The following is an 18,052-nucleotide window of genomic DNA, read 5'->3' as shown; positions in this document are numbered from 1 at the left end:
GGAGGTTGAGGCCGGGGGTGGAGGGCGCGGCCGCCGGGCGGGGCCGGGGCGAGCGCAACTGCCGCGCCAAGTCCTTGGCAGCGGCCATCAGCGCGCGCAGGCCGCTCGTGAGCTGATAGGCCAGCTTGGGCAGGGGCGTGCGGTACAGGCGGATGAACAGGCGGTCGGCCACGGCCGAGCCGGGGAAGGGGCGGGTGAGGTCGTGGAGGGTGGGGTTGGCGTTGCTCTTATAGCTGCGGTTTTGCTCGAGCAACTGCTCCTCGAGGGGGATGCGCACCCCCAGCAGCAGCACGGCGTTGAACACCGTGGCCAGCAGCGCGGTGACCCAGGCGTTGAAGATCAGGGGCAGGCTCAGCAGCTCCAGCGCCACCGCCACGTAGTTGGGGTGGCGCAGGTAGCGGAAGGGGCCGGTCTCGATGGGCGGCGCCCCGGGGATGACGAGGATGCGGGTGTTCCAGAAGGGGCCCAGCGTGTGGATGGTCCAGTAGCGCAGGTACTGCGCGGCCAGGAACAGCACGAGCCAGACGGGCCACAGCGGGCTCAGGCTCTGGCGCGTGCCCCCCTCGAAGAGGATGCCCAGCAGCCACAGGCCGTGCAGCAGGAAGAAGTAGGGGTAGTGCTCGCGGCCGTACTCGCCCGCGCCGCGCTCGAGCGCCCAGTTGAGGTTGCGGTAGGCCAGGGCCAGCTCGAGCAGCCGTTGGATTACCACGATCCCGACAGCTAAAAAGACCAGGGTGAGCATTACCAACGCAATACTACACCCTCGGCGGCGAAGCCTGGGCCCAGCGCCAGCAGGACCCCCCGGGTCCCCGTCTCCACCCTGCCCAGCAGGCGCTCGAGAACGAAGAGCACCGTCGGGCTCGACATGTTGCCGTAGTGGCGCAGCGTGCACCAGGAGGCCTCGTAGCTGCGCTCGTCGACGCGCAGGGCCCGGCGGTAGGCCGCCAGGACCTTGCTTCCTCCGGGGTGCAGGGCCCAAACGCCCACGTCCTCGGCGCTCAGGCCGTAGGCGGCTAATCCATCCTTAATCAAACGGCCCAGCTCCCCCTCGACCAGGTGGGGGATGCTCTGGGCGAAGCGCACCTGCAGGCCCGGCTCGACCACGTCCCAGCCCATGACCTCGTAGGAGCCGGGCAGGAGCCTCGAGAAGCCCCCCACCACCTCCGGGCCCTCCCCCGGGCCCAGCACCACCGCCGCCGCGCCGTCGGCGAAGAGGCTGGTGGCGACCAGGTTGGCCTTGGAGAGGTCGTCGCGGACGAAGGTCAGGCTGCACAGCTCCACCGCCACCAGCAGCACGTAGCCCTCCGGCCGCAGCCGGGCCAACTCGGCAGCCCGGGCCAGCCCCGCCGCCCCGCCCGCGCAGCCCAGGCCCCAGATCGGCAGGCGCACCGCCGAGAGCGGGATGCCCAACTCCTGCACCAGGTGGGCCTCGAGGCTCGGCGTGGCGATGCCCGTGGTGGTCACCAGCACCACCGCCCCCACCTGCCCCGGCGCGACCCCGGCGCGTTCGAGCGCCCGCTGACCGGCTTGAGCGGCGAGCTCGAGCGCCACGCTCTGCCACAGCCGGTTCTTCTCGGCGAAGCTGTGCTCCTGGGCGAACCACCCCAGCGGCGCAGAGACGTAGCGCGCCTCGATGCCGGTGTTCTCGAAGACCCCGATCAGGCGCTCGACCCCGCTGAGCCTCGAGAACAGCGCCCGGGCCAGCTCCCTGGCTTCGGGCTGGCGCACCCGGTAGGGCGGGTTGGCGGTGGCGAGGCCCAGGATCCGCGGGTTCATGGTGCCTGCCGAAGGTAGCCGCGCGGGCTGAGGGCGTCCTGACCGGGGGCTGTGCGCGGGGTATGCATATCAGTGGTCGGGCTCGGGGGTGCGGCAGGTGTCGCGGAAGACGAACTGCGACAGGCGCTTGCGGTGGTCGGACTTCCAGTCGATGCGGGGGCGGGGCCTCTCGGGGGGCACGTAGCCCAGCCGGTACACCGCCATGAGCTCGAGGTCGTCGGGCACCTCGAGGACCCGCTTGACCTCCTCCCAGGCCTCGGGGATCTCCATCGGCGTGCTGACGAACTGGATGCCCATGCCCAGCTCGACGGTGGTGAGCCAGACGTTCTCGATCGCCATCCCCAGCCCCAAGACGCTGTAGAAGCCCGAGAGCTCGCCCGGGCGGTACTCCTGCTTGTCGAGCAGCGCCGCCAGCAGCAGGGGAGAGCCCGCCACCAGCTTGCGGTTGTCCTCCCCCAGCACGCGCGGCACCCCCAGCGTGCGCAGCAGCCCCAGCGCGCCGGGGCTCATGATCTGCCGGGTGAAAGGCCGCAGCGGCCCCGGCAACTGGTCGATGAGGATGCCGTCGCGCCGCTCCTCCATCTCCTTCTCGCTGAAGCGGAAGTAGGGCCGGTAGCGCTCGAAGAAGCGGCCCTCGGCGATGAGGCGCTCCATCGAGCTGCCCCCCAGCTCGGCGATGCGGTGGATGATGGCCTTGTTCTCGACGAGCACGAAGCGCCAGGGCTGGGAGTTGAAGTGGCTGGGGGCCCGCGAAGCCGCCTCCATCAGGAGGTGCTGGTGCTCCTTGGACACGGGCTGGTCGAGGAAAGGGCCGTTGGTGGTCTTGCGCTTGCGGATGACCTCGAGAAACTCCATTCACACCCCCACTGCGAGCAGATACCCGATCAGGCCGACGGCCCCCAGCGCCGGGTGGAGCCAGGTGCGCGGCCGGGCCCGGGGGAAGTAGGCCAGGCAGGCCACGGTGAGCCCCAGCCAGGCCTCCCGGGCCAGCACCAGCGCGGCCACCGCCGAGGCGAAGACCCCGAAATAGAGCACGTGGTGCCACACCCCGAAGCGGGCAAGCCGCAACTGCGCGGCCACCCCCACGGCTAAATTGAGCAGGTAGAGCCCGAAAGCCACTGCCAGTACGGGGTGCATCGGCCTAAGCATACCGGCGCGGCCGACCGCATCTGCAAGCTGTGATACGGAGACCGCACACCCTTTGATACGCAGCGGCCCTCGCTGGCGGATGTTTTTGTCGCGGCAAACCCCTCTAGCGCAGCGCCGACTGCAGCACGATCCCTACGATGGTCCCCAGCAAGCTCCACAGCAGCGGCGTGAGCCAGCGCCGCTCCTGCTCGTGGGCGATGGTGCGGGCGTGGAGGTCGATGGCGGTCCGGACCAGGGCGTCGATCTCGTCGGGGTTCAGGGGGCGGCGGGTCACGTCCTTGTAGGCCGCCTCGCTCGACTCGGCGGCCCGCAGCTCCTCGGCCGAGAGCTCGCGGCGCAGGGGCACGCTGTAGGTGCGGTCGAGGCCGTATCGCAGCCGCAGGCTCGCCCACTCCTCCTCCTCGTCGGAGAGGCGGAAGAACTCGGGGTGCTCGTAGAACACCGTGCGCCAGTCGCCGGCGCTGCGCGGCGAACCCAGGCGGTACTCCCACTCCTGCCACCTGAGGCTGGCGTAGGGGTAGCGGCCCATCAGGGTGATGGCGGCGATGAGGTCGGCCAGGCGCCAGTCGCGCAGGTAGGGGGAGTTACGGGCCATCTCGCTTACCCACTTTAGCCGAGGCCGCCGCCTTAGCGCCTTCCTCCCCGGCCAGCCGCCGGATGTAATCGGCGAAGTCGGAATCCTCCCCGCTGAGCAGGCCGGGCAGCGCGTCGCGGAAGTCCTCCCGGCGGCACCACTCGCGCATGTAGTCCTCCCACGAGTTCCAGCGGCGCAACTGCTGGGGGTTCATGCGGGGCTCGTAGACCAGCAGGTACGCGCGCTCGAAGAGCGAGACCAGGATGTCGAAGAGCACCAGCATCCGCTCGCGCTGTTCGGGCGTCAGCCCCTCGGTGCGCCCGGAGGAACGCAGCTTGAGGTCGGGGTTTTCCAGCACCAGCTTGAGGAAGTCGGTGTAGGAGTCGGAGAGGAGCTGGTAGGTCTCCTGCTCCTCGTTGTCGCGCTCCTTGCGCTGCTCGTGGATGAACAGGTAGATGGCGAAGGGGAGCCCGATGACCGTGACGACGTAGCTCAGAAGCTCCCAGCTCTCGAGGCTCATCCCTCTAGAGCATACCGGGACCGCGCGGCCTCCTGACGCGCCTGTTTCTACCCGTCGGGGGCACGCCGTGAGCTTACGGCTAGCCAACCAGCTTCTTCGCCTCAGCCAGGACGGCCTTGACGAGCTCGGGCGACTGCATCTCGCAGTAAACCCGCAGCACCGGCTCGGTGCCCGAGGCCCGGAAGAGCAGCCAGCCCCCGTCCTCGAAGAGCCACTTCACCCCGTCGAGGGTGTCCGTGCCCACTACCTTCTGCCCCGCGACGGGCCGGGGGCTCGAGACCTTCTCCACCACGGCGCGGATGTGCTCCATGCTGGGCAGGTGCAGGTCGAGGCGGTCGTAGCTGTGCTTGAAGCCCACCTCGGCCTCGATCTCGGCGAACTGCTCGCCCAGGCCCTTGCCGCTTCCCACCACCGCCTCGAGCAGCAGCAGCGCGTTGAAGATCCCGTCGCGCTCGGGCAGGTGGATGTCCACCCCGATGCCGCCCGACTCCTCCCCGCCGATGAGCACGCCGCCTTTCAGCATCTCGTCGGTGATGTACTTGAAGCCGATGGGGGTGGTCTGGACCTCGACCCCCAGCTTCTTCGCCAGCAGCTCGACCACCCGCGACACCGAGAAGGTCTTGACCACCCGGCCCTTCAGGCCCCGGCGCAGGGCGAGGTGCTTGAGCAGCACCGCGAAGATCTGGTGGCTGTTGAAGTTGGCCCCGCCCGCCAGCACCGCCCCGATGCGGTCGGCGTCGCCGTCGGTGACGGCGGCGAAGGTGCGGCCCTCCTCGGCCTTGAGCACGGCCATGACGGTGAACTGGTTGGCGGGGATGGGCTCGGGGTTGACCCCGTAGAACATGGGGTCGGGGACTTCGTGCAGGCCGCGCACCTCGAGCTTGAGCCCGGCGTGCTTGGCGAAGCCCGCGATCCAGCCGCCCCCGGCCCCGCCCATGCTGTCGTGGTAGAGCACGCCCTCGTAGGCCCGCAGGGCGTCCATGTCGAGCAGGCCCATCAGGTGGTCGTAGTAGGGCTTGCGCACGTCGAAGCGCTCGAGCTTGTGGCGGGCGGGGTCGAAGGCCCGGGGCTCGGCCCCCAGCTTCTTCTCCACCTCCGCGACGAGGGCGGGCACCGCCGCCCCGCCGTAGCTGCCCTTGATCTTGAAGCCCAGGTACTCCGGGGGGTTGTGGCTGGCGGTGATCATCACCCCGCCGTCGGCCTTGAGGTGCCACACCGCGAAGGAGAGCACCGGCGTGGGCACGTGGCTCTTGGACAGCAGCACCTCGAGGCCGTTGGCGGCCAGCACCTGCGCCGCCCGCTCGGCGAATTTCCCCGCCTGGAAGCGGGTATCGTAGCCCACCACCACCCGTTTCGCGCCCTGGGAGTTGAGGTAATCCGCGTAGGCCTGGGCCACCTTCGCCACGTTGTCGAAGGTGAAATTCGCGCCGATAACGTCGCGCCATCCGTCGGTGCCGAACTTGATACTCGCCATACCTCGGACATTCTAAGGCCGGAAAGCCGTAGCCATCAGCCGTGAGCCGCCAGCCCTCGGCGGCAGGCCGTGCAGAACGCGTTTTTACCTGGCGGGCTTCGGCTCGATGACGAGGGTGAGGTCGGCGTAGTTGTACAGCGAGCCCGACTCGCAGTAGACCTGAGCCTCGAGCGTGCTCACAGGGGGGTCGAGCGCCTCGGCCGCCGTCACCTGGAGCGTGGCGGCCGTGGTCGGGCCCTCGAAGGTGGGCGGGGTGAAGGTGGCGGTGAGGCCGCTGGGCAGGGTGCCGCCCGCTTCAGGGCGCAGGGAGCAGACGACGGGGGCGGTGAAGTCGGCGGCGCGCTCGAGCACCACGGTCGCGGTGGCGCCCTCGGGGTCGCCCTGGGTGACGGTGAGCTTCTGGGGGGCCACGCTCACCCGGAAGGTGAAGAGGTTGCAGCCGCCGAGCAGGCCGAGCAGGAGCAGCAGGGGCAGGGTTCTGGGCATGGGGTCAGTCTACCTTCGGGGGCTGTGGGCGCGCTGACCGCCTTACCTTTGCCCTCGAGGGCAGGTGGTACACTTCGAGGGCTGTTATGGACTTGCTTTCCTCCCTCAACGAAGCCCAACAACAGGCGGTGCTGCACTTCGAAGGCCCCGCGCTGGTGGTGGCGGGCGCCGGCTCGGGCAAGACCCGCACCGTGGTGCACCGCATCGCCTACCTGCTGCGCGAGCGCCGGGTCTACCCGGGCGAGATCCTGGCCGTGACCTTCACCAACAAGGCCGCCGGGGAGATGAAGGAGCGCCTGGAGAAGATGGTGGGCCCACACGCCAAGGACCTCTGGGTCTCCACCTTCCACTCGGCCGCCTTGCGCATCCTGCGGGTGTACGGGGAGTGGGTGGGGCTCAAGTCGGGCTTCGTGGTCTACGACGACGACGACCAGGGCACCTTGCTCAAGGAGATCCTCAAGGACCTGGGCATCGAGGCGCGGCCGGGGCAGTTCAGGGCGGTGCTCGACCGCATCAAGAACCGGCTGGGCGGGGTGAGCGAGTTCCTGCGCGAGGCCCCCGACTTCGTGGCAGGCGTGCCCAAGGAGCAGGCCGCCGAGGTCTTCCAGCTCTACCAGAAGGCCCTGCGCGGCCAGGGCGCCGTGGACTTCAACGACCTGCTGCTCCTGGCGATCCGCCTCTTCGAGGAGCAGCCCGACGTCCTGCGCAAGGTGCAGCAGCGGGCCCGCTTCATCCACGTGGACGAGTACCAGGACACCAACCCCGTGCAGTACAAGCTCACCCGGCTGCTGGCCGGTCAGCTCGAGGCGGGCGGGCCGGGGCCCAACCTGGTGGTCGTGGGCGACCCCGACCAGTGCCTGCCGCCGGACACCCTGGTTCACACCCCGCAAGGGCTGCGCCCCATCGCGGAACTCGAGGCCGGGCACGAGGTTCTGGCGGCCTCGGGCGACGGCAGGCTGGCCCCGGCCCGGGTCGGGTACGTCAAGCGGGGGAGCTACCGGGGGCCTTTGTGGAGGGTGCGGGCTGGGGGCGCCACCCTCCGCGGCACGCCGCACCACCTGGTCCCGGTCCGGATGGCGCCGGAGGCGGGCAGCTACTTCGTCTACCTGATGTACCGGCACGACCGGGGTTACCGGGTCGGCCTGACCAAGAGCCTGCGCTCCAACGACGCGGGGCTCGAGGAGCTGGGCTTCAAGGTCCGGCTCAACCAGGAGCGGGGGGACAAGCTCTGGCTGCTCAAGGTGGTCCCCAGCTACGCGGAAGCCCGCTACCACGAAGCCCTCTTCGCCGCCCGCTACGGCCTGCCCACCGTCTTGTTCCACGGGGAGGGGCGGGGCCTCAAGATGGACGAGGCCTGGTTCGAACGCCTGTACCGGGACCTCGACACCGAAACGGGGGCCCGGCGGCTCATGAAGGACCTGTGGCTCCACCCGGAGTTCCCCCACCACCGCCCGCAGAACGGCCTCAACCGCCAGAGCCTCAACCTCACCATGTACGGCGACCGGCGGCCCGGCGGGCAGCTGCTGCACCGCGTCCAGTGGTCCTCCGTCCGGGCCGACGTGGCTGAGCGGCTGGGCAGGGCGGGCTTCGCGGTGCGTTCCAACGGCAGGGGAGGTTACCGCCTCGAGACCGCTCGGGTGAGCTATCCCGAGGCCCTGGCCTTCGCGAAGTCGGTGGCCCGGCTGGGCGGGATGGAGATCGTGCGGAAGATGCTGATCGGGGGCCGCAGCTACCACCTGATGCCGCTGTCCCACCTGCACCCGGGCATGAAGGTCTTGTTGCAGGACGACAGCGGGGCCCTGCGGGAGGCCGCCGTCGAGGCGGTGGAACAGGCCGACTACGACGGCCCGGTCTACGACCTCGAGCTCGACACCCACCACACCTACCTGGCCGACGGCGTGCTGGTGCACAACTCGATCTACGGCTTCCGCAACGCCGACATCAACAACATTTTGAGCTTCACCAAGGACTACCCCGGCGCCAAGGTCTTCCGCCTCGAGGCCAACTACCGCTCCACCGCCGCCATCCTCAGCGTGGCCAACGCGGTCATCGAGAAGAACACCGCGCGGCTGGAGAAGACGTTGCGCCCGGTGAAGGGCGGGGGCGATAAGGTCAGGCTCTTCCGCGCCCCCAGCGCCCGCGAGGAGGCCGCCTTCGTGGCTCGCGAGATCGCCAAGCGCGGCAACTTCGGCCAGATCGCGGTGCTCTACCGCACCAACGCGCAGTCGCGGGTGCTCGAGGAGCACCTGCGCCGCGCGGGCATCCCCGCCAAGCTGGTGGGGGCGGTGGGCTTCTACGAGCGCCGCGAGGTGAAGGACCTGCTGGCTTATGCCCGCGTGGCCGTCAACCCCCTCGACGCGCTCTCCCTGCGCCGCATCGTCAACACCCCCCCGCGCGGCATCGGGGCGAGCACGGTGGGCAAGCTGCTCGAGCACGCCCAGCGGCAGGGGATCTCGGCGCTCGAGGCCTTTCGCCACGCCAAGGACGTGGTGAGCCGGCCCCAGCAGGTCGAGGCCTTCGTCAAGCTGGTGGACGAGCTGATCGAGGCCGCCTACGACACCGGCCCCCGCGACTTCCTCAAGCGCGTGCTCGACGAGACCGGCTACCTCGAGACCCTCCGCGCCGAGCCCGACGGGGAGGACCGCATCGCCAACGTCGAGGAGTTGCTGCGCGCGGCGGGCGACTGGGAGGAGGAGGTGGGCGGCACCCTGGCCGACTTCCTCGACACCATCGCCCTCACCGCCTCGGCCGAGGAGCCGGCCAAGCGCGTGCAGGACGGCAAGCTCGAGGACCCCGACGCCCCGCAGGACCAGGTCACGCTCATGACGTTGCACAACGCCAAGGGCCTGGAGTTCCCGGTGGTCTTCCTGGTGGGCGTGGAGGAGAACCTGCTGCCCCACCGCAACAGCCAGAGCCGCCTCGAGGACATGGAGGAGGAGCGCCGGCTGTTCTACGTGGGCATCACCCGGGCCCAGGAGACGCTCTACCTGAGCTACGCCGAGGAGCGCGAGGTCTACGGCAAGCGCGAGTACACCCGCGAGAGCCGCTTCCTCGCCGACGTGCCCGCGGAGCTGCTCGAGGAGGTCTCGGCCTTCGGCAGCGGCGGCCCGGCGGTGGTGATCCGCCCGGCCAGGGCGCCGGAGGAGAAGAAGCCGCTGAGCGTGTTCAAGGGCGGGGAGAAGGTGCGCCACCCGCGCTTCGGCCAGGGGACCGTGGTGGCCGCGCTCGGCGCCGAGGTCACCGTGCACTTCCCTGGCGTCGGGTTAAAGAAATTGGCGGTTCAGTTCGCGGGCCTCGAGCGTATAGACTGAGCCAATCGTTCTCCTGGGGCCACCCCCTGAGAACGCGCGGGGGAGTGGATTATGCGCAGATGGTTGACGGCATTGGCGGTGTTTTGCGGCATTTCCTTCGCCAGCGGGCTCGACTTCGGCGTGGGGGTGCGCAACGGCCCCTACGGCAACTTCGTGGGCAACCTGGGCATCTACCTCGACGGCTCGCCCCTCGACGCGCGCGCCAACCTGGTGGTGGGCGGCCCCAACGGGCTCATCCTCACCGCCGAGGTCATCTACGTGCTGCCCATCGAGCTGATCGTGCGCCCCTACGTCGGCGGCGGCATAGGCGCGGGGATCACGGTGCGCGGGGGTGACGGCGAGATCACCTTCGCGCTGGGGCGCACCTGGTACGGCTTCGTGAGCGCGGGGGTGCAGTTCCCCGACCGGGGCTACCGGCCCTACCTCGAGGTCGCCCACTTCCTGGGCACCGACACCTTCACGCTCTTCCGCGTGGGCTTCGTGGCGCACCTGCGCATCGTCTGAACGAGCCGCCTGGGTTAATGCTTCGCCGGTGAGGGCGCGGTGTTTTGTAGAATCCCTTTAAGGGAGACCCCATGAAAAGATGGATCTTGCTCCTTCTGGCGATCGGTTCGGCGATGGCCGCGGCGCAGGGCGTGCGCCAGCAGGGCTTAGGCGGGCTGATCCTGCCGGGACCCGGGGCCGCACCGTACAACCCGGCTTACGCCGTGTACCCCTCCACCTACGCGGAGGGGGAGGGGTTCCGCCTGCCGCTGGGCCTCCTGCGGCTGGTCCTCCCCCTGTTCCCCGAGACCAACGCCCCGGGCTACTTCTACGACCGCCAGACCTTCAAAGAGCGCTTCGACGCCCTCAGCTTCTACGACCAGCTCACCCACCTCGACTCTTTCCTCTTCAACCCCGCGCGCAGCCCGGACGAGGTGGTTTTCTCCATCGGGAAGGACGAGATCACCATCACCGACGGCCAGGGCAACCCCCTCAACCTCGACTTCAGCGTGGGGGGTGGGGGCCGGATGGCTTCGGCGCTGACCCCTCCCGCGCTTTTGCGCGTCCCCCTGTCGACCGGCGTGCCGGGGCTGGGGCTCGAGTTCACCCTCGTCCTCGGCCTCGGCGGCCTCAGCGTGGAGGCGAGCCAGGACCTCGAGCAGGCCATGCGGAGCGGGGACCTCGCCCGCTGCCGGAGCGCCGACCCCTCGCCCTGCGCCCTCGTCGGCCGCACCAGCGCCATGGGCGGGGTGGGGCTCAACCTCGCCTACGCCACCCCCCTGCCGGAGATCCCCGGCTTCGAGGGGAAGGTCTACGCCGGGGTGCGCGGGGAGGGCTTCTACGGCCTGGGCTACCTCGAGGCCCAGGCCACGGCCCGGCCCACCTTTGACCAGGACGGCAACCCCAACGGCACCGAGTACGAGGTGCGCTACTTCTACAGCGTGCCCGGCAACGGCACGGGCTTCGGGGTCCGCGCCGACGCCGGGGTGGTGGTGGACTACCAGGGCTTCACCTTCGGCCTGGGGGTGCGCAACCTGGTGGGCTTCACCCGCTGGTCGGGCACCGAGGTCACCGTGCAGAACGGGAGCTCGAGCGAGGCGCCGGCGGTGCGCCAGAGCGCGGGCTTCACCCCGGCCGTATTCCTCAACGGGGCTTACCGGCTTCCCCTGGAGGGCGGGAGCCTCCTCATAGGGGCCGACTTCTCCTCGGCCGACAGCAGCTTTCACCTGGGGGCCGAATACGCCGTAGGGCCCTACCGGCTGCGGGCCGGGGCGGGCCTCGAGGGGGGTTTCAAGTTCGGGCTGGGGGGAGGGGTGCGGCTCGAGGGCTTCAGCCTGGACACGGCCCTCACGGTCCATCAGGCCCCCGTCGTCAGGGGAACCGTCTACGGCCTGGCCCTGAGCGTTGGCTTCTAGGAGCACGACCATGAAGCGTATCCTGATCCTTTTCCTGGCGCTCGCGCTGGCCGCCTGCAGCGGCCACACCCTCACCACGGTGCGGGTGAGGGTAGACACGTACGTTCCCGACGTCTACCGCAGCGGGCAGCTCAACCTCACCACCGCCACCCTCTTCCTCCCCGACGACGACGGGGACGGCACCTACGGCAACGACCCGGACGGCCTCGCCCTCAAACTCCCCAAGCTCGACATCCTGGAAAGGGCCAGGCTCCGGACGCGCCTGAGCCTGAAAAACACCGGCAGCGTCGCGGCCAGCGTGAGCCTGGAGGTCCACGTGGCCCCCCCGGGCGACGGCGTGATCTACGACGGCAGCGGGGATTACACGGTCCTCGCCGGCTCGGTCGCCCTGAACCCGGGCGAGGAGAAGCCGCTCGACCTCGAGGCCATCCTCGGCGAGGCCGACCCGGCTTTTAGCCTGCTCAAAGGCGGCGACTTCCGCGTAGGGCTGGCGGTGCGCCTGACGGGGGATACCGTGAACTACACCCTGGAGCAGGCCGACGTGAGCCTCTCCGGGCGGTTGTTCGAGGCCATCCCGGATTGAGCCGCGCCCGGCGCACCCCGGCACGCGCAAAGCGCCCTAGGCAGACCCCGCACGAAGGAATACACTGGCCTTCCGTGAAACCCCTGGTCGTGCTGCATCAGCGTTCGAGCCAGCTCCTGTCGCCCTTGCTCACCGCCACCGTCGGCCACAAGCTGCCCTTGCACGCCTACGCGGCGGAGGTGGGGAGCGGCCTGGTGGCGGCGCTGGCGGGGCTGGTGCCGCTGGGCTTCGCTGGGGCAGTGTTGGAAGACCCCCAACTTCGCCTGGACGCGCTCAAACTGGTAGGGGCGCTCGAGCCCGAGGCGCGCGAGGCCGGGCGGGTGGACCTGGTGGTGCCCGAGGGCACGCGGCTGCGGGGGTACTTCCTCGAGGGGGTCGCGCTCGCCAACCTGCTCCACCGCTACGCCTTCGGCGACCGGGTGCTGTGGCTGGGCCCGCTGCGCCCCGAGCTCAGCGGGGGGCTGCGGAGCGTGGCCCGCGTCGCCCTGGTGGCCCCCAGCTTCCCCGAGGGCGACGCCTTCATGGCCCGCATCCCCTCGCCCCAGCGCGGCGACGTGGTGGTGGGCCTCGAGCGGGCCGAGCCCCTGGCCCGCCACTCCGACCTGATCCTCTACACCGGGGGGCCGCTGCCGCTCGAGCTCCTCCAGCCCTACCACACCCTGCTGGCCCTGCAGCCCGTGCCCAAGGAGGCCTACCGCCTCATCGGCCAGTACATCGGCCCCGAGGAGCTGCAGCGCTTCCACCTCTCGGTGATCCTCGAGGCGCTGGGCTTCGCGCTTCCCCCGGACGCCTTCGCGGTCAGTTGAAGACCTTGTAGGGCGGCTCCCCGAGGCGCTGCACCAGCTTCGGGCCGATCACCAGCTCGGGGTTGTGGCGCCGCACGGCCTCGAGGATGGCCTGCCCCACCTCGCGGGCGTTGCCCAGGTAGCGCAGGTTGACCGCGGTCAGGGGGAGCTTGTCGCCCACGCGGGCGAGCACCAGGTAGCGGTTGCCGTTGAGGTCGCGGCTCAGGTCGGCCAGGTTGGGCTGCCGCAGGTCGGTGTGCTGCGCCCCCAGCAGCCTGCGCTGGGTGAGCCGATCAGGGGTCACCTCCACCCGGTCGAAGAAGAGCAGCTCGAGCCCCACCCGCAACAGGTAGAACACCATCGCCAGCCCGACCACGAACGCCGCCCAGAAGGGGTCCACTCCCTGCCAGTACCCCGCGATCAGACTCCAGAACAAGAAAAGGGCGAAAACCACGTAACTCGCCCCGACCACGTAGGCCGTGGGCGCCTTGCGGCTGCGGACGGTTTTCATCGGTCCTGAGTTTATCGCGCCGGGGGTGGGGGTGGGAGCGGTCAGCGGAAAGCGAAAGGCCCGTGGTATGTGGTTACCCCTCCCCGCCGCCGTCGAGGGTCGAGGGTCCAGGGCCGGGGACCAGGGCGTCTTGCGTCTTGCGTACGGCGTAGGACGTAGGACATACGACCCGCGACCCGCGCCCGGCTATCGGCTATCAGCTATCGACCATCGACCATCGGCGTTCAGCCATCAGTCACCGCCCCCAACCGAAAAACCCTCCCCGAGAAAGGGAGGGTTCCGAAGTTCCGAGGCGCTTAACGCTTGGAGTACTGGGGAGCGCGGCGGGCCTTGTGCTTGCCGTACTTCTTGCGCTCGACCTCGCGGGAGTCGCGGGTGAGGAAGCCCTGGGGCTTGAGCTTGGTGCGCAAGTCGGCGTTGTAGGTGACGAGGGCGCGGGCGATGCCGAGCTTGATGGCGTCGACCTGGCCGCTCTTGCCGCCGCCCTCGACGGTGATGTAGGCGTCGAAGCGGTTGGTGGCGTCGACGGCGCGCAGGGGCTCGAGGGCCGAGACGGCCTTCACCAGGTTGCCGAAGTAGTCCTGGAACTCGAGGCCGTTGACGGTGACCTTGCCTTTGCCGGGGCGCAGAAAGACCCGCGCCACGCTGGTTTTACGACGGCCGGTGCCGTAGTACTGCTCCATTACTTGACCTCCAGCTTGGTGGGCTTCTGGGCCTGGTGGGGGTGGGTCGGGCCCGCGTAGACCTTGAGGCGGCGGAACATGCGGTAGCCCAGGGGGCCCTTGGGCAGCATGCCCTTGACCGCCCGCTCGATGGCCTTCTCGGGCTTGTGGGCCAGCATGTCGGCGGCCACGACCTTCTTGAGGCCGCCCTGGTAGCCGGTGTAGTGGGTGTAGACCTTGGTGTGGGGCTTGCTGCCAGTCAGGCGCACCTTGGCGGCGTTGATCACCACCACGATGTCGCCGGTGGCCATGTTGGGGGTCCAATCGGGCTTGTGCTTGCCGCGCAGCACTCGAGCGATCTGCGTAGCCAGGCGGCCCAGGGTCTGGCCCTCGGCATCCACCACGACCCAGCCGGGTTCGCGCTCTTCGGGAACGTAAGTCTTAAACACTTGGGTGCTCCTGATCCCGCTGCCTACCATCAGCGGGTTTGGGATTTGTTCTTTGGCAAAAGGATCGGGGGCCTTCCGCAAAGAACGCCAACGAGCAATATAGCATAGGGCTTTCGTCCGGGTAAAGAGCGGGCGGCGAACGTTGGTGGCGGGCGCAGGACATACGACCCGCGCCCGGCGTCGTACGTCCTACGTCGTACGCCAAACGCCAAACGCAAGACGCCAAACGCCCTAGACCCTCGACGCCGGCGGGGAGGGGTCCCCACGAGCCTTCGGCTGATGGCTGACGGATTCCCGCCCGCCTGTACCGCCGTCACACAGCTCACCGGGCTTGGGGGCTAGACTCGAGGGGCATGAAACTCGGCGAAGAGGAGATCACCCAGGCCCTCGTGACGCTGCCCGGGTGGGCGGTGGTGGGGGGGAGGCTCGAGAAGACCTACGCCTTTGCGAGCTATGCCGACGGGGCAGCTTTTGCCTTCCGGGTAGCCCTGATGGCGGAGAAGAGGGACCACCACCCCGACCTGCTGGGCATCGGGTGGAAGAAGGTGCAGGTGGCCTACGTGACCCACTCGAAAGGGGGCATCACCGCGCTCGACCTCGAGGCCGCCAAAGCCGCTGACGCGGTGTACACTAAGTTCGCTTGAAGCCACAAGTGCGGGTGCGGAGGCGGGGTCGGGAGTGAGGGTGTATTTACACCCAAACCGCCGCCGTTCACCCTGCACTTACGAAAAAGGGAGTAAACTTTTCGATTGGTGAATGTATGGAGCAAGCGGTGGACAGTGCCAACCTGGCCTACCTCGAGGCCCTTTTCCGCGACTACCAGCAGAACCCTTCCAGCGTCAGCCCGGAGTGGCAGGGTTATTTCGCCGGGACCCTCGCCGACGGGAGGCTGGGCAACGGCTTAGCCGCCGCGCCCGGCTCAGCGGTGCTGCCCGCTGACCTGGCCGACTTCCTGCTCAGGGCCACCCGGCTGATCTCGGCCTACCGCGAGCGGGGCCACCTGGCCGCCCGGATCGACCCGCTCGGGCGCCCGCGCCCGCCGGTGCCCGAGCTCGAGCCCAGCTACCACGGCCTGAGCGCCGCCGACCTCGAGCGCCCCATCCCGCCCGGCCTGGTCTCGGGGGCTGCCACCCTGGGCGAAGCCGTCCAGCGCCTGCGCGAGCGCTACACCGGCAGCATGGGCATCGAGATCGGCCACCTCGACGACCCCGAGGTGCGCCGCTGGATCGAGGCCCGCATCGAGGACGGGGCCTTCCCCCAGCCCGACGCCGCCACCCAGAAGCGCATCTACGAGCGCCTGATGCAGGCGACGCTGTTCGAGGAGTTCCTGCAGAAGAAGTACCTCGGCGCCAAGACCTTCTCCACCGAGGGCTCGGAGGCCATCATCGCCCTGCTCGACCTCGCCGTGGAGCAGGCCGCGCGGCAGGGGGTGACCGAGGTGGTGATGGGCATGGCCCACCGCGGCCGCCTCAACGTGCTCGCCAACATCGTGGGCAAGCCGCTGCACGACATCTTCCTCGAGTTCGAGGAGCAGTTCCCCGATGGCTACCACGGCGACGTGAAGTACCACCTGGGCTACTCCAACGACGTCGAGACCCCCGCGGGCAAGCTGCACATCTCGCTCAACTTCAACCCCTCGCACCTGGAGTTCGTGGGCGCGGTGGCGATGGGCCGCCTGCGGGCCAAGCAGGACCGCTTCGGCGACCTCGAGCGCAGGAAGGGCCTGCTGCTCGTCGTCCACGGCGACGCCGCGTTCATCGGCGAGGGCATCGTGCAGGAGACGCTCAACATCTCCGGGCTCAAGGCCTACACCGTGGGCGGGGCGCTGCACGTGATCCTCAACAACCAGGTCGGCTTCACCACCGACCCCACCGACTACACCGCCGGGCGCTACTCCACCGAGATCGCCAAGATGATCGAGAGCCCCATCTTCCACGTCAACGGCGAGGACCCCAGCGCGGTCTTCGCGGCCGTGGTGATGGCGATGGAGTTCCGCGCCGCCTTCAAGCGCGACGTGTTCATCGACCTCGTGGGCTTCCGCCGCCGCGGCCACAACGAGACCGACGAGCCCGCCTTCACCCAGCCCGAGATGTACAAGATCATCTCGAGCAAGCCCCCCACCTACCAGAGCTACTTCCCGCGCCTCGAGGCCGCCGGGATCCTCGGCCGCGCCGAGGCCGACGCCCTGGCCCAGGAGTACCAGCACAAGCTCGACGCGGCCTTCACCGAGGTGCGCAGCGCCACCACCACCACCCGGCCCCCGGCGGGCGGGGGCATCTGGAACGGCTACCACGGCGGCCCGGAGAACGGCACCCCCGACGTCGACACCGGCGTTCCCCTGGAGCGCCTGCGCGAGCTGATGAAGGGCCTGACCACCCTCCCGGCCGACTTCAACCTCCACCCCAAGCTGGGCCGCTTCGTGCAGGGCCGCGCCGAGATGGGCGAGGGCAAGCGCCCCCTCGACTGGGCGGCCGCCGAAGCGCTGGCCTTCGCCAGCCTCGCCGCCGAGGGGCACCGGGTGCGCATGAGCGGCCAGGACGTGGTGCGCGGCACCTTCACCCAGCGTCACGGCGGCTACACCGACGTGCTCAACGGCAACCGCTACATCCCCGCCCAGCACCTCGTGGAGGGGCAGGCCCCGGTCGAGCTCTACAACTCGGCCCTCTCCGAGGCCGGCGTCCTGGGCTTCGAGTACGGCTACAGCCTCGACACCCCCGAGGGCCTGGTGATCTGGGAGGCCCAGTACGGCGACTTCGTCAACACCGCCCAGGTCATCATCGACCAGTTCATCGCCTCGGCCGAGGCCAAGTGGAGCCGGCTGTCGGGGCTGGTGATGCTGCTGCCCCACGGCATGGAGGGCGGCGGCCCCGAGCACTCCTCGGCCCGCCTCGAGCGCTTCTTGCAACTGTGCGCCACCGACAACATGCAGGTGACCTACCCCTCCACCCCCGCGCAGTACTTCCACCTGCTGCGCCGCCAGGTCAAGCGCCCGTGGCGCAAGCCGCTCGTCGTGATGACGCCCAAGAGCCTGCTGCGCAATCCCGAGACCGTCTCCCCGCTCGAGGACCTCACCCAGGGTCGCTTCCGCCGGGTGCTCCCCGACCTCACCGGCGCCGACCCCAAGAAGGTTTCGCGCGTCCTGCTGTGCTCGGGCAAGGTCTTCTACGACCTCGAGGCCGCCCGCAAGGCCGCCGGCAAGACCGACGTGGCGGTGGTGCGCCTCGAGCAGTTCTACCCCTTCCCCGAAGAAGAACTCGCGGCGGCGCTCGAGCCTTTCAGCAAGAAGGTGCCGGTGTACTGGGTGCAGGAGGAGCCGGCCAACATGGGCGCTTGGTGGTTCCTGCGGGCCCGCTTCGGTCACGTCATCTACGGGCACCCCTTCGAGGCCGTCGCCCGCGCCGAGTCGAGCAGCCCGGCGGTGGGCTCGTCGAAGGTGCACAAGCGCGAGCAGGAGCAGTTGGTCAGTCAGGCCCTCGGCCTCTGAGCCCCGCGACCCCGGCCCCGGCCGGGGTTTATCCCGTCCGGCGAGATGGCTCGGGGCGATCAGCGATAAACTAACGAAGTTTTAGGAGGACTTACCATGGCCGTAGAACTCAAGGTGCCCGCCGTGGGCGAATCCATTACCGAAGTGGAGATCGGGCAGTGGCTCAAGAAGGAAGGCGACGCCGTGAAGGCCGACGAGCCGCTGGTCGAACTCGTCACCGACAAGGCGACGCTCGAGCTGCCCTCACCCGTCAGCGGCGTGCTCGGCAAGATCCTGGTGCCCTCCGGCATGGCCAAGGTGGGCGACGTGGTGGCGATGCTCGAGGAGGGCGCCGCCCCGGCCGCCAAGCCCGAGGCCGCGGCGCAGCCCGCCCCGGCCCAGCCGCAGCCC

Annotated in this window: 19 protein-coding genes; 8 read left to right on the top strand and 11 right to left on the bottom strand. The window is 69.5% G+C overall.

Features of this window, described 5'->3' with window-relative positions; translation table 11 throughout:
- The 8 genes from MEICH_RS25695 to MEICH_RS0116530 form a co-directional block, all read right to left on the bottom strand.
- Positions 1-742 (bottom strand): isoprenylcysteine carboxyl methyltransferase family protein (locus MEICH_RS25695; protein WP_084542393.1); only part of this gene is annotated, 742 nt, incomplete at its 3' end.
- The gene (locus MEICH_RS0116560; protein ID WP_027893516.1) at positions 742-1,776 is read right to left on the bottom strand and encodes a type III polyketide synthase; all 1,035 of its coding nucleotides are present in this window, start codon (positions 1,774-1,776) and stop codon (positions 742-744) included. The genes MEICH_RS25695 and MEICH_RS0116560, both read right to left, overlap by 1 nt.
- A gap of 69 nt (positions 1,777-1,845) precedes the next feature.
- Positions 1,846-2,631, bottom strand: a complete 786-nt coding sequence (locus MEICH_RS0116555) for a nitroreductase family protein (RefSeq protein WP_027893515.1) — start codon at positions 2,629-2,631, stop codon at positions 1,846-1,848.
- Positions 2,632-2,913 (bottom strand): hypothetical protein, encoded by a 282-nt coding sequence (locus tag MEICH_RS0116550; protein ID WP_027893514.1) that lies wholly within the window; start codon positions 2,911-2,913, stop codon positions 2,632-2,634.
- A 115-nt stretch (positions 2,914-3,028) separates the two neighbouring features.
- Positions 3,029-3,520 (bottom strand): hypothetical protein, encoded by a 492-nt coding sequence (locus tag MEICH_RS25690; RefSeq protein WP_051304294.1) that lies wholly within the window; start codon positions 3,518-3,520, stop codon positions 3,029-3,031.
- Positions 3,510-4,019, bottom strand: coding sequence for a hypothetical protein (locus tag MEICH_RS25685; protein ID WP_036219599.1), 510 nt, complete (start codon positions 4,017-4,019; stop codon positions 3,510-3,512). Before MEICH_RS25685 ends, MEICH_RS25690 begins: the two co-directional genes overlap by 11 nt.
- Before the next feature lie 79 nt (positions 4,020-4,098).
- The gene (locus MEICH_RS0116535; protein WP_027893513.1) at positions 4,099-5,493 is read right to left on the bottom strand and encodes a phosphohexomutase domain-containing protein; all 1,395 of its coding nucleotides are present in this window, start codon (positions 5,491-5,493) and stop codon (positions 4,099-4,101) included.
- An 84-nt stretch (positions 5,494-5,577) separates the two neighbouring features.
- Positions 5,578-5,979, bottom strand: a complete 402-nt coding sequence (locus MEICH_RS0116530) for a hypothetical protein (RefSeq protein WP_027893512.1) — start codon at positions 5,977-5,979, stop codon at positions 5,578-5,580.
- A gap of 86 nt (positions 5,980-6,065) precedes the next feature.
- On the opposite strand from MEICH_RS0116530, the gene MEICH_RS30270 reads away from it, so the two are divergent.
- The 5 genes from MEICH_RS30270 to MEICH_RS0116505 all read left to right on the top strand — a co-directional run bounded on the left by MEICH_RS30270 (position 6,066) and on the right by MEICH_RS0116505 (position 12,577).
- Positions 6,066-9,290, top strand: a complete 3,225-nt coding sequence (locus MEICH_RS30270; RefSeq protein WP_027893511.1) for a UvrD-helicase domain-containing protein — start codon at positions 6,066-6,068, stop codon at positions 9,288-9,290.
- Between the two features lie 51 nt (positions 9,291-9,341).
- Entirely contained in the window at positions 9,342-9,794 is a 453-nt protein-coding gene (locus tag MEICH_RS0116520) for a hypothetical protein (RefSeq protein WP_027893510.1), read from the top strand.
- Positions 9,795-9,865: 71 nt separating this feature from the next.
- Positions 9,866-11,188, top strand: coding sequence for a hypothetical protein (locus MEICH_RS0116515; protein WP_027893509.1), 1,323 nt, complete (start codon positions 9,866-9,868; stop codon positions 11,186-11,188).
- A 10-nt stretch (positions 11,189-11,198) separates the two neighbouring features.
- Positions 11,199-11,771: a hypothetical protein gene (locus MEICH_RS0116510; RefSeq protein WP_027893508.1), complete on the top strand. Its 573-nt coding sequence runs from the start codon at positions 11,199-11,201 to the stop codon at positions 11,769-11,771.
- A 74-nt stretch (positions 11,772-11,845) separates the two neighbouring features.
- Positions 11,846-12,577 carry a hypothetical protein gene (locus tag MEICH_RS0116505; protein WP_027893507.1) on the top strand — a complete coding sequence of 244 codons (732 nt, stop codon included), beginning with the start codon at positions 11,846-11,848 and terminating at the stop codon, positions 12,575-12,577.
- Here the strand turns inward: MEICH_RS0116505 and MEICH_RS0116500 are convergent.
- From MEICH_RS0116500 to rplM, 3 genes are all read right to left on the bottom strand, one after another.
- Positions 12,570-13,067, bottom strand: a complete 498-nt coding sequence (locus MEICH_RS0116500) for a hypothetical protein (protein WP_027893506.1) — start codon at positions 13,065-13,067, stop codon at positions 12,570-12,572. The two genes, MEICH_RS0116505 and MEICH_RS0116500, sit on opposite strands and share 8 nt — an antisense overlap.
- A 296-nt stretch (positions 13,068-13,363) precedes the next feature.
- Entirely contained in the window at positions 13,364-13,750 is a 387-nt protein-coding gene (gene rpsI / locus MEICH_RS0116495; RefSeq protein WP_027893505.1) for a 30S ribosomal protein S9, read from the bottom strand.
- A complete protein-coding gene (gene rplM, locus MEICH_RS0116490) occupies positions 13,750-14,208 on the bottom strand; it encodes a 50S ribosomal protein L13 (protein WP_051304293.1) in 459 nt (152 codons plus the stop codon). Before rplM ends, rpsI begins: the two co-directional genes overlap by 1 nt.
- A 323-nt stretch (positions 14,209-14,531) precedes the next feature.
- On the opposite strand from rplM, the gene MEICH_RS0116485 reads away from it, so the two are divergent.
- The 3 genes from MEICH_RS0116485 to MEICH_RS25680 all read left to right on the top strand — a co-directional run.
- A complete protein-coding gene (locus MEICH_RS0116485; RefSeq protein WP_027893503.1) occupies positions 14,532-14,822 on the top strand; it encodes a 4a-hydroxytetrahydrobiopterin dehydratase in 291 nt (96 codons plus the stop codon).
- A gap of 116 nt (positions 14,823-14,938) precedes the next feature.
- A complete protein-coding gene (locus MEICH_RS0116480; protein WP_027893502.1) occupies positions 14,939-17,662 on the top strand; it encodes a 2-oxoglutarate dehydrogenase E1 component in 2,724 nt (907 codons plus the stop codon).
- Positions 17,663-17,758: 96 nt separating this feature from the next.
- A partial coding sequence (locus MEICH_RS25680) for a biotin/lipoyl-containing protein (protein ID WP_036219598.1) occupies positions 17,759-18,052 on the top strand: 294 nt, incomplete at its 3' end.

Origin of the sequence: Calidithermus chliarophilus DSM 9957, assembly GCF_000430045.1 — a bacterium.
Lineage (GTDB): Bacteria > Deinococcota > Deinococci > Deinococcales > Thermaceae > Calidithermus > Calidithermus chliarophilus.
The sequence above is the reverse complement of the archived record's forward strand: the minus strand, read 5'-3'. Positions and strand labels throughout refer to the sequence as shown.

Excerpts from the sequence above, each read along its gene's own strand:
- rpsI (WP_027893505.1), bottom strand. The coding sequence starts at position 13,750 with ATGGAGCAGTACTACGGCACCGGCCGTCGTAAAACCAGCGTGGCGCGG.
- MEICH_RS0116550 (WP_027893514.1), bottom strand. The coding sequence starts at position 2,913 with ATGCACCCCGTACTGGCAGTGGCTTTCGGGCTCTACCTGCTCAATTTA.
- MEICH_RS25685 (WP_036219599.1), bottom strand. The coding sequence starts at position 4,019 with ATGAGCCTCGAGAGCTGGGAGCTTCTGAGCTACGTCGTCACGGTCATC.
- MEICH_RS0116530 (WP_027893512.1), bottom strand. The coding sequence starts at position 5,979 with ATGCCCAGAACCCTGCCCCTGCTGCTCCTGCTCGGCCTGCTCGGCGGC.
- MEICH_RS0116555 (WP_027893515.1), bottom strand. The coding sequence starts at position 2,631 with ATGGAGTTTCTCGAGGTCATCCGCAAGCGCAAGACCACCAACGGCCCT.
- MEICH_RS30270 (WP_027893511.1), top strand. The coding sequence starts at position 6,066 with ATGGACTTGCTTTCCTCCCTCAACGAAGCCCAACAACAGGCGGTGCTG.
- rplM (WP_051304293.1), bottom strand. The coding sequence starts at position 14,208 with ATGGTAGGCAGCGGGATCAGGAGCACCCAAGTGTTTAAGACTTACGTT.
- MEICH_RS25690 (WP_051304294.1), bottom strand. The coding sequence starts at position 3,520 with ATGGCCCGTAACTCCCCCTACCTGCGCGACTGGCGCCTGGCCGACCTC.
- MEICH_RS0116520 (WP_027893510.1), top strand. The coding sequence starts at position 9,342 with ATGCGCAGATGGTTGACGGCATTGGCGGTGTTTTGCGGCATTTCCTTC.
- MEICH_RS0116510 (WP_027893508.1), top strand. The coding sequence starts at position 11,199 with ATGAAGCGTATCCTGATCCTTTTCCTGGCGCTCGCGCTGGCCGCCTGC.
- MEICH_RS0116515 (WP_027893509.1), top strand. The coding sequence starts at position 9,866 with ATGAAAAGATGGATCTTGCTCCTTCTGGCGATCGGTTCGGCGATGGCC.
- MEICH_RS0116480 (WP_027893502.1), top strand. The coding sequence starts at position 14,939 with ATGGAGCAAGCGGTGGACAGTGCCAACCTGGCCTACCTCGAGGCCCTT.
- MEICH_RS0116485 (WP_027893503.1), top strand. The coding sequence starts at position 14,532 with ATGAAACTCGGCGAAGAGGAGATCACCCAGGCCCTCGTGACGCTGCCC.
- MEICH_RS0116560 (WP_027893516.1), bottom strand. The coding sequence starts at position 1,776 with ATGAACCCGCGGATCCTGGGCCTCGCCACCGCCAACCCGCCCTACCGG.
- MEICH_RS0116535 (WP_027893513.1), bottom strand. The coding sequence starts at position 5,493 with ATGGCGAGTATCAAGTTCGGCACCGACGGATGGCGCGACGTTATCGGC.
- MEICH_RS0116500 (WP_027893506.1), bottom strand. The coding sequence starts at position 13,067 with ATGAAAACCGTCCGCAGCCGCAAGGCGCCCACGGCCTACGTGGTCGGG.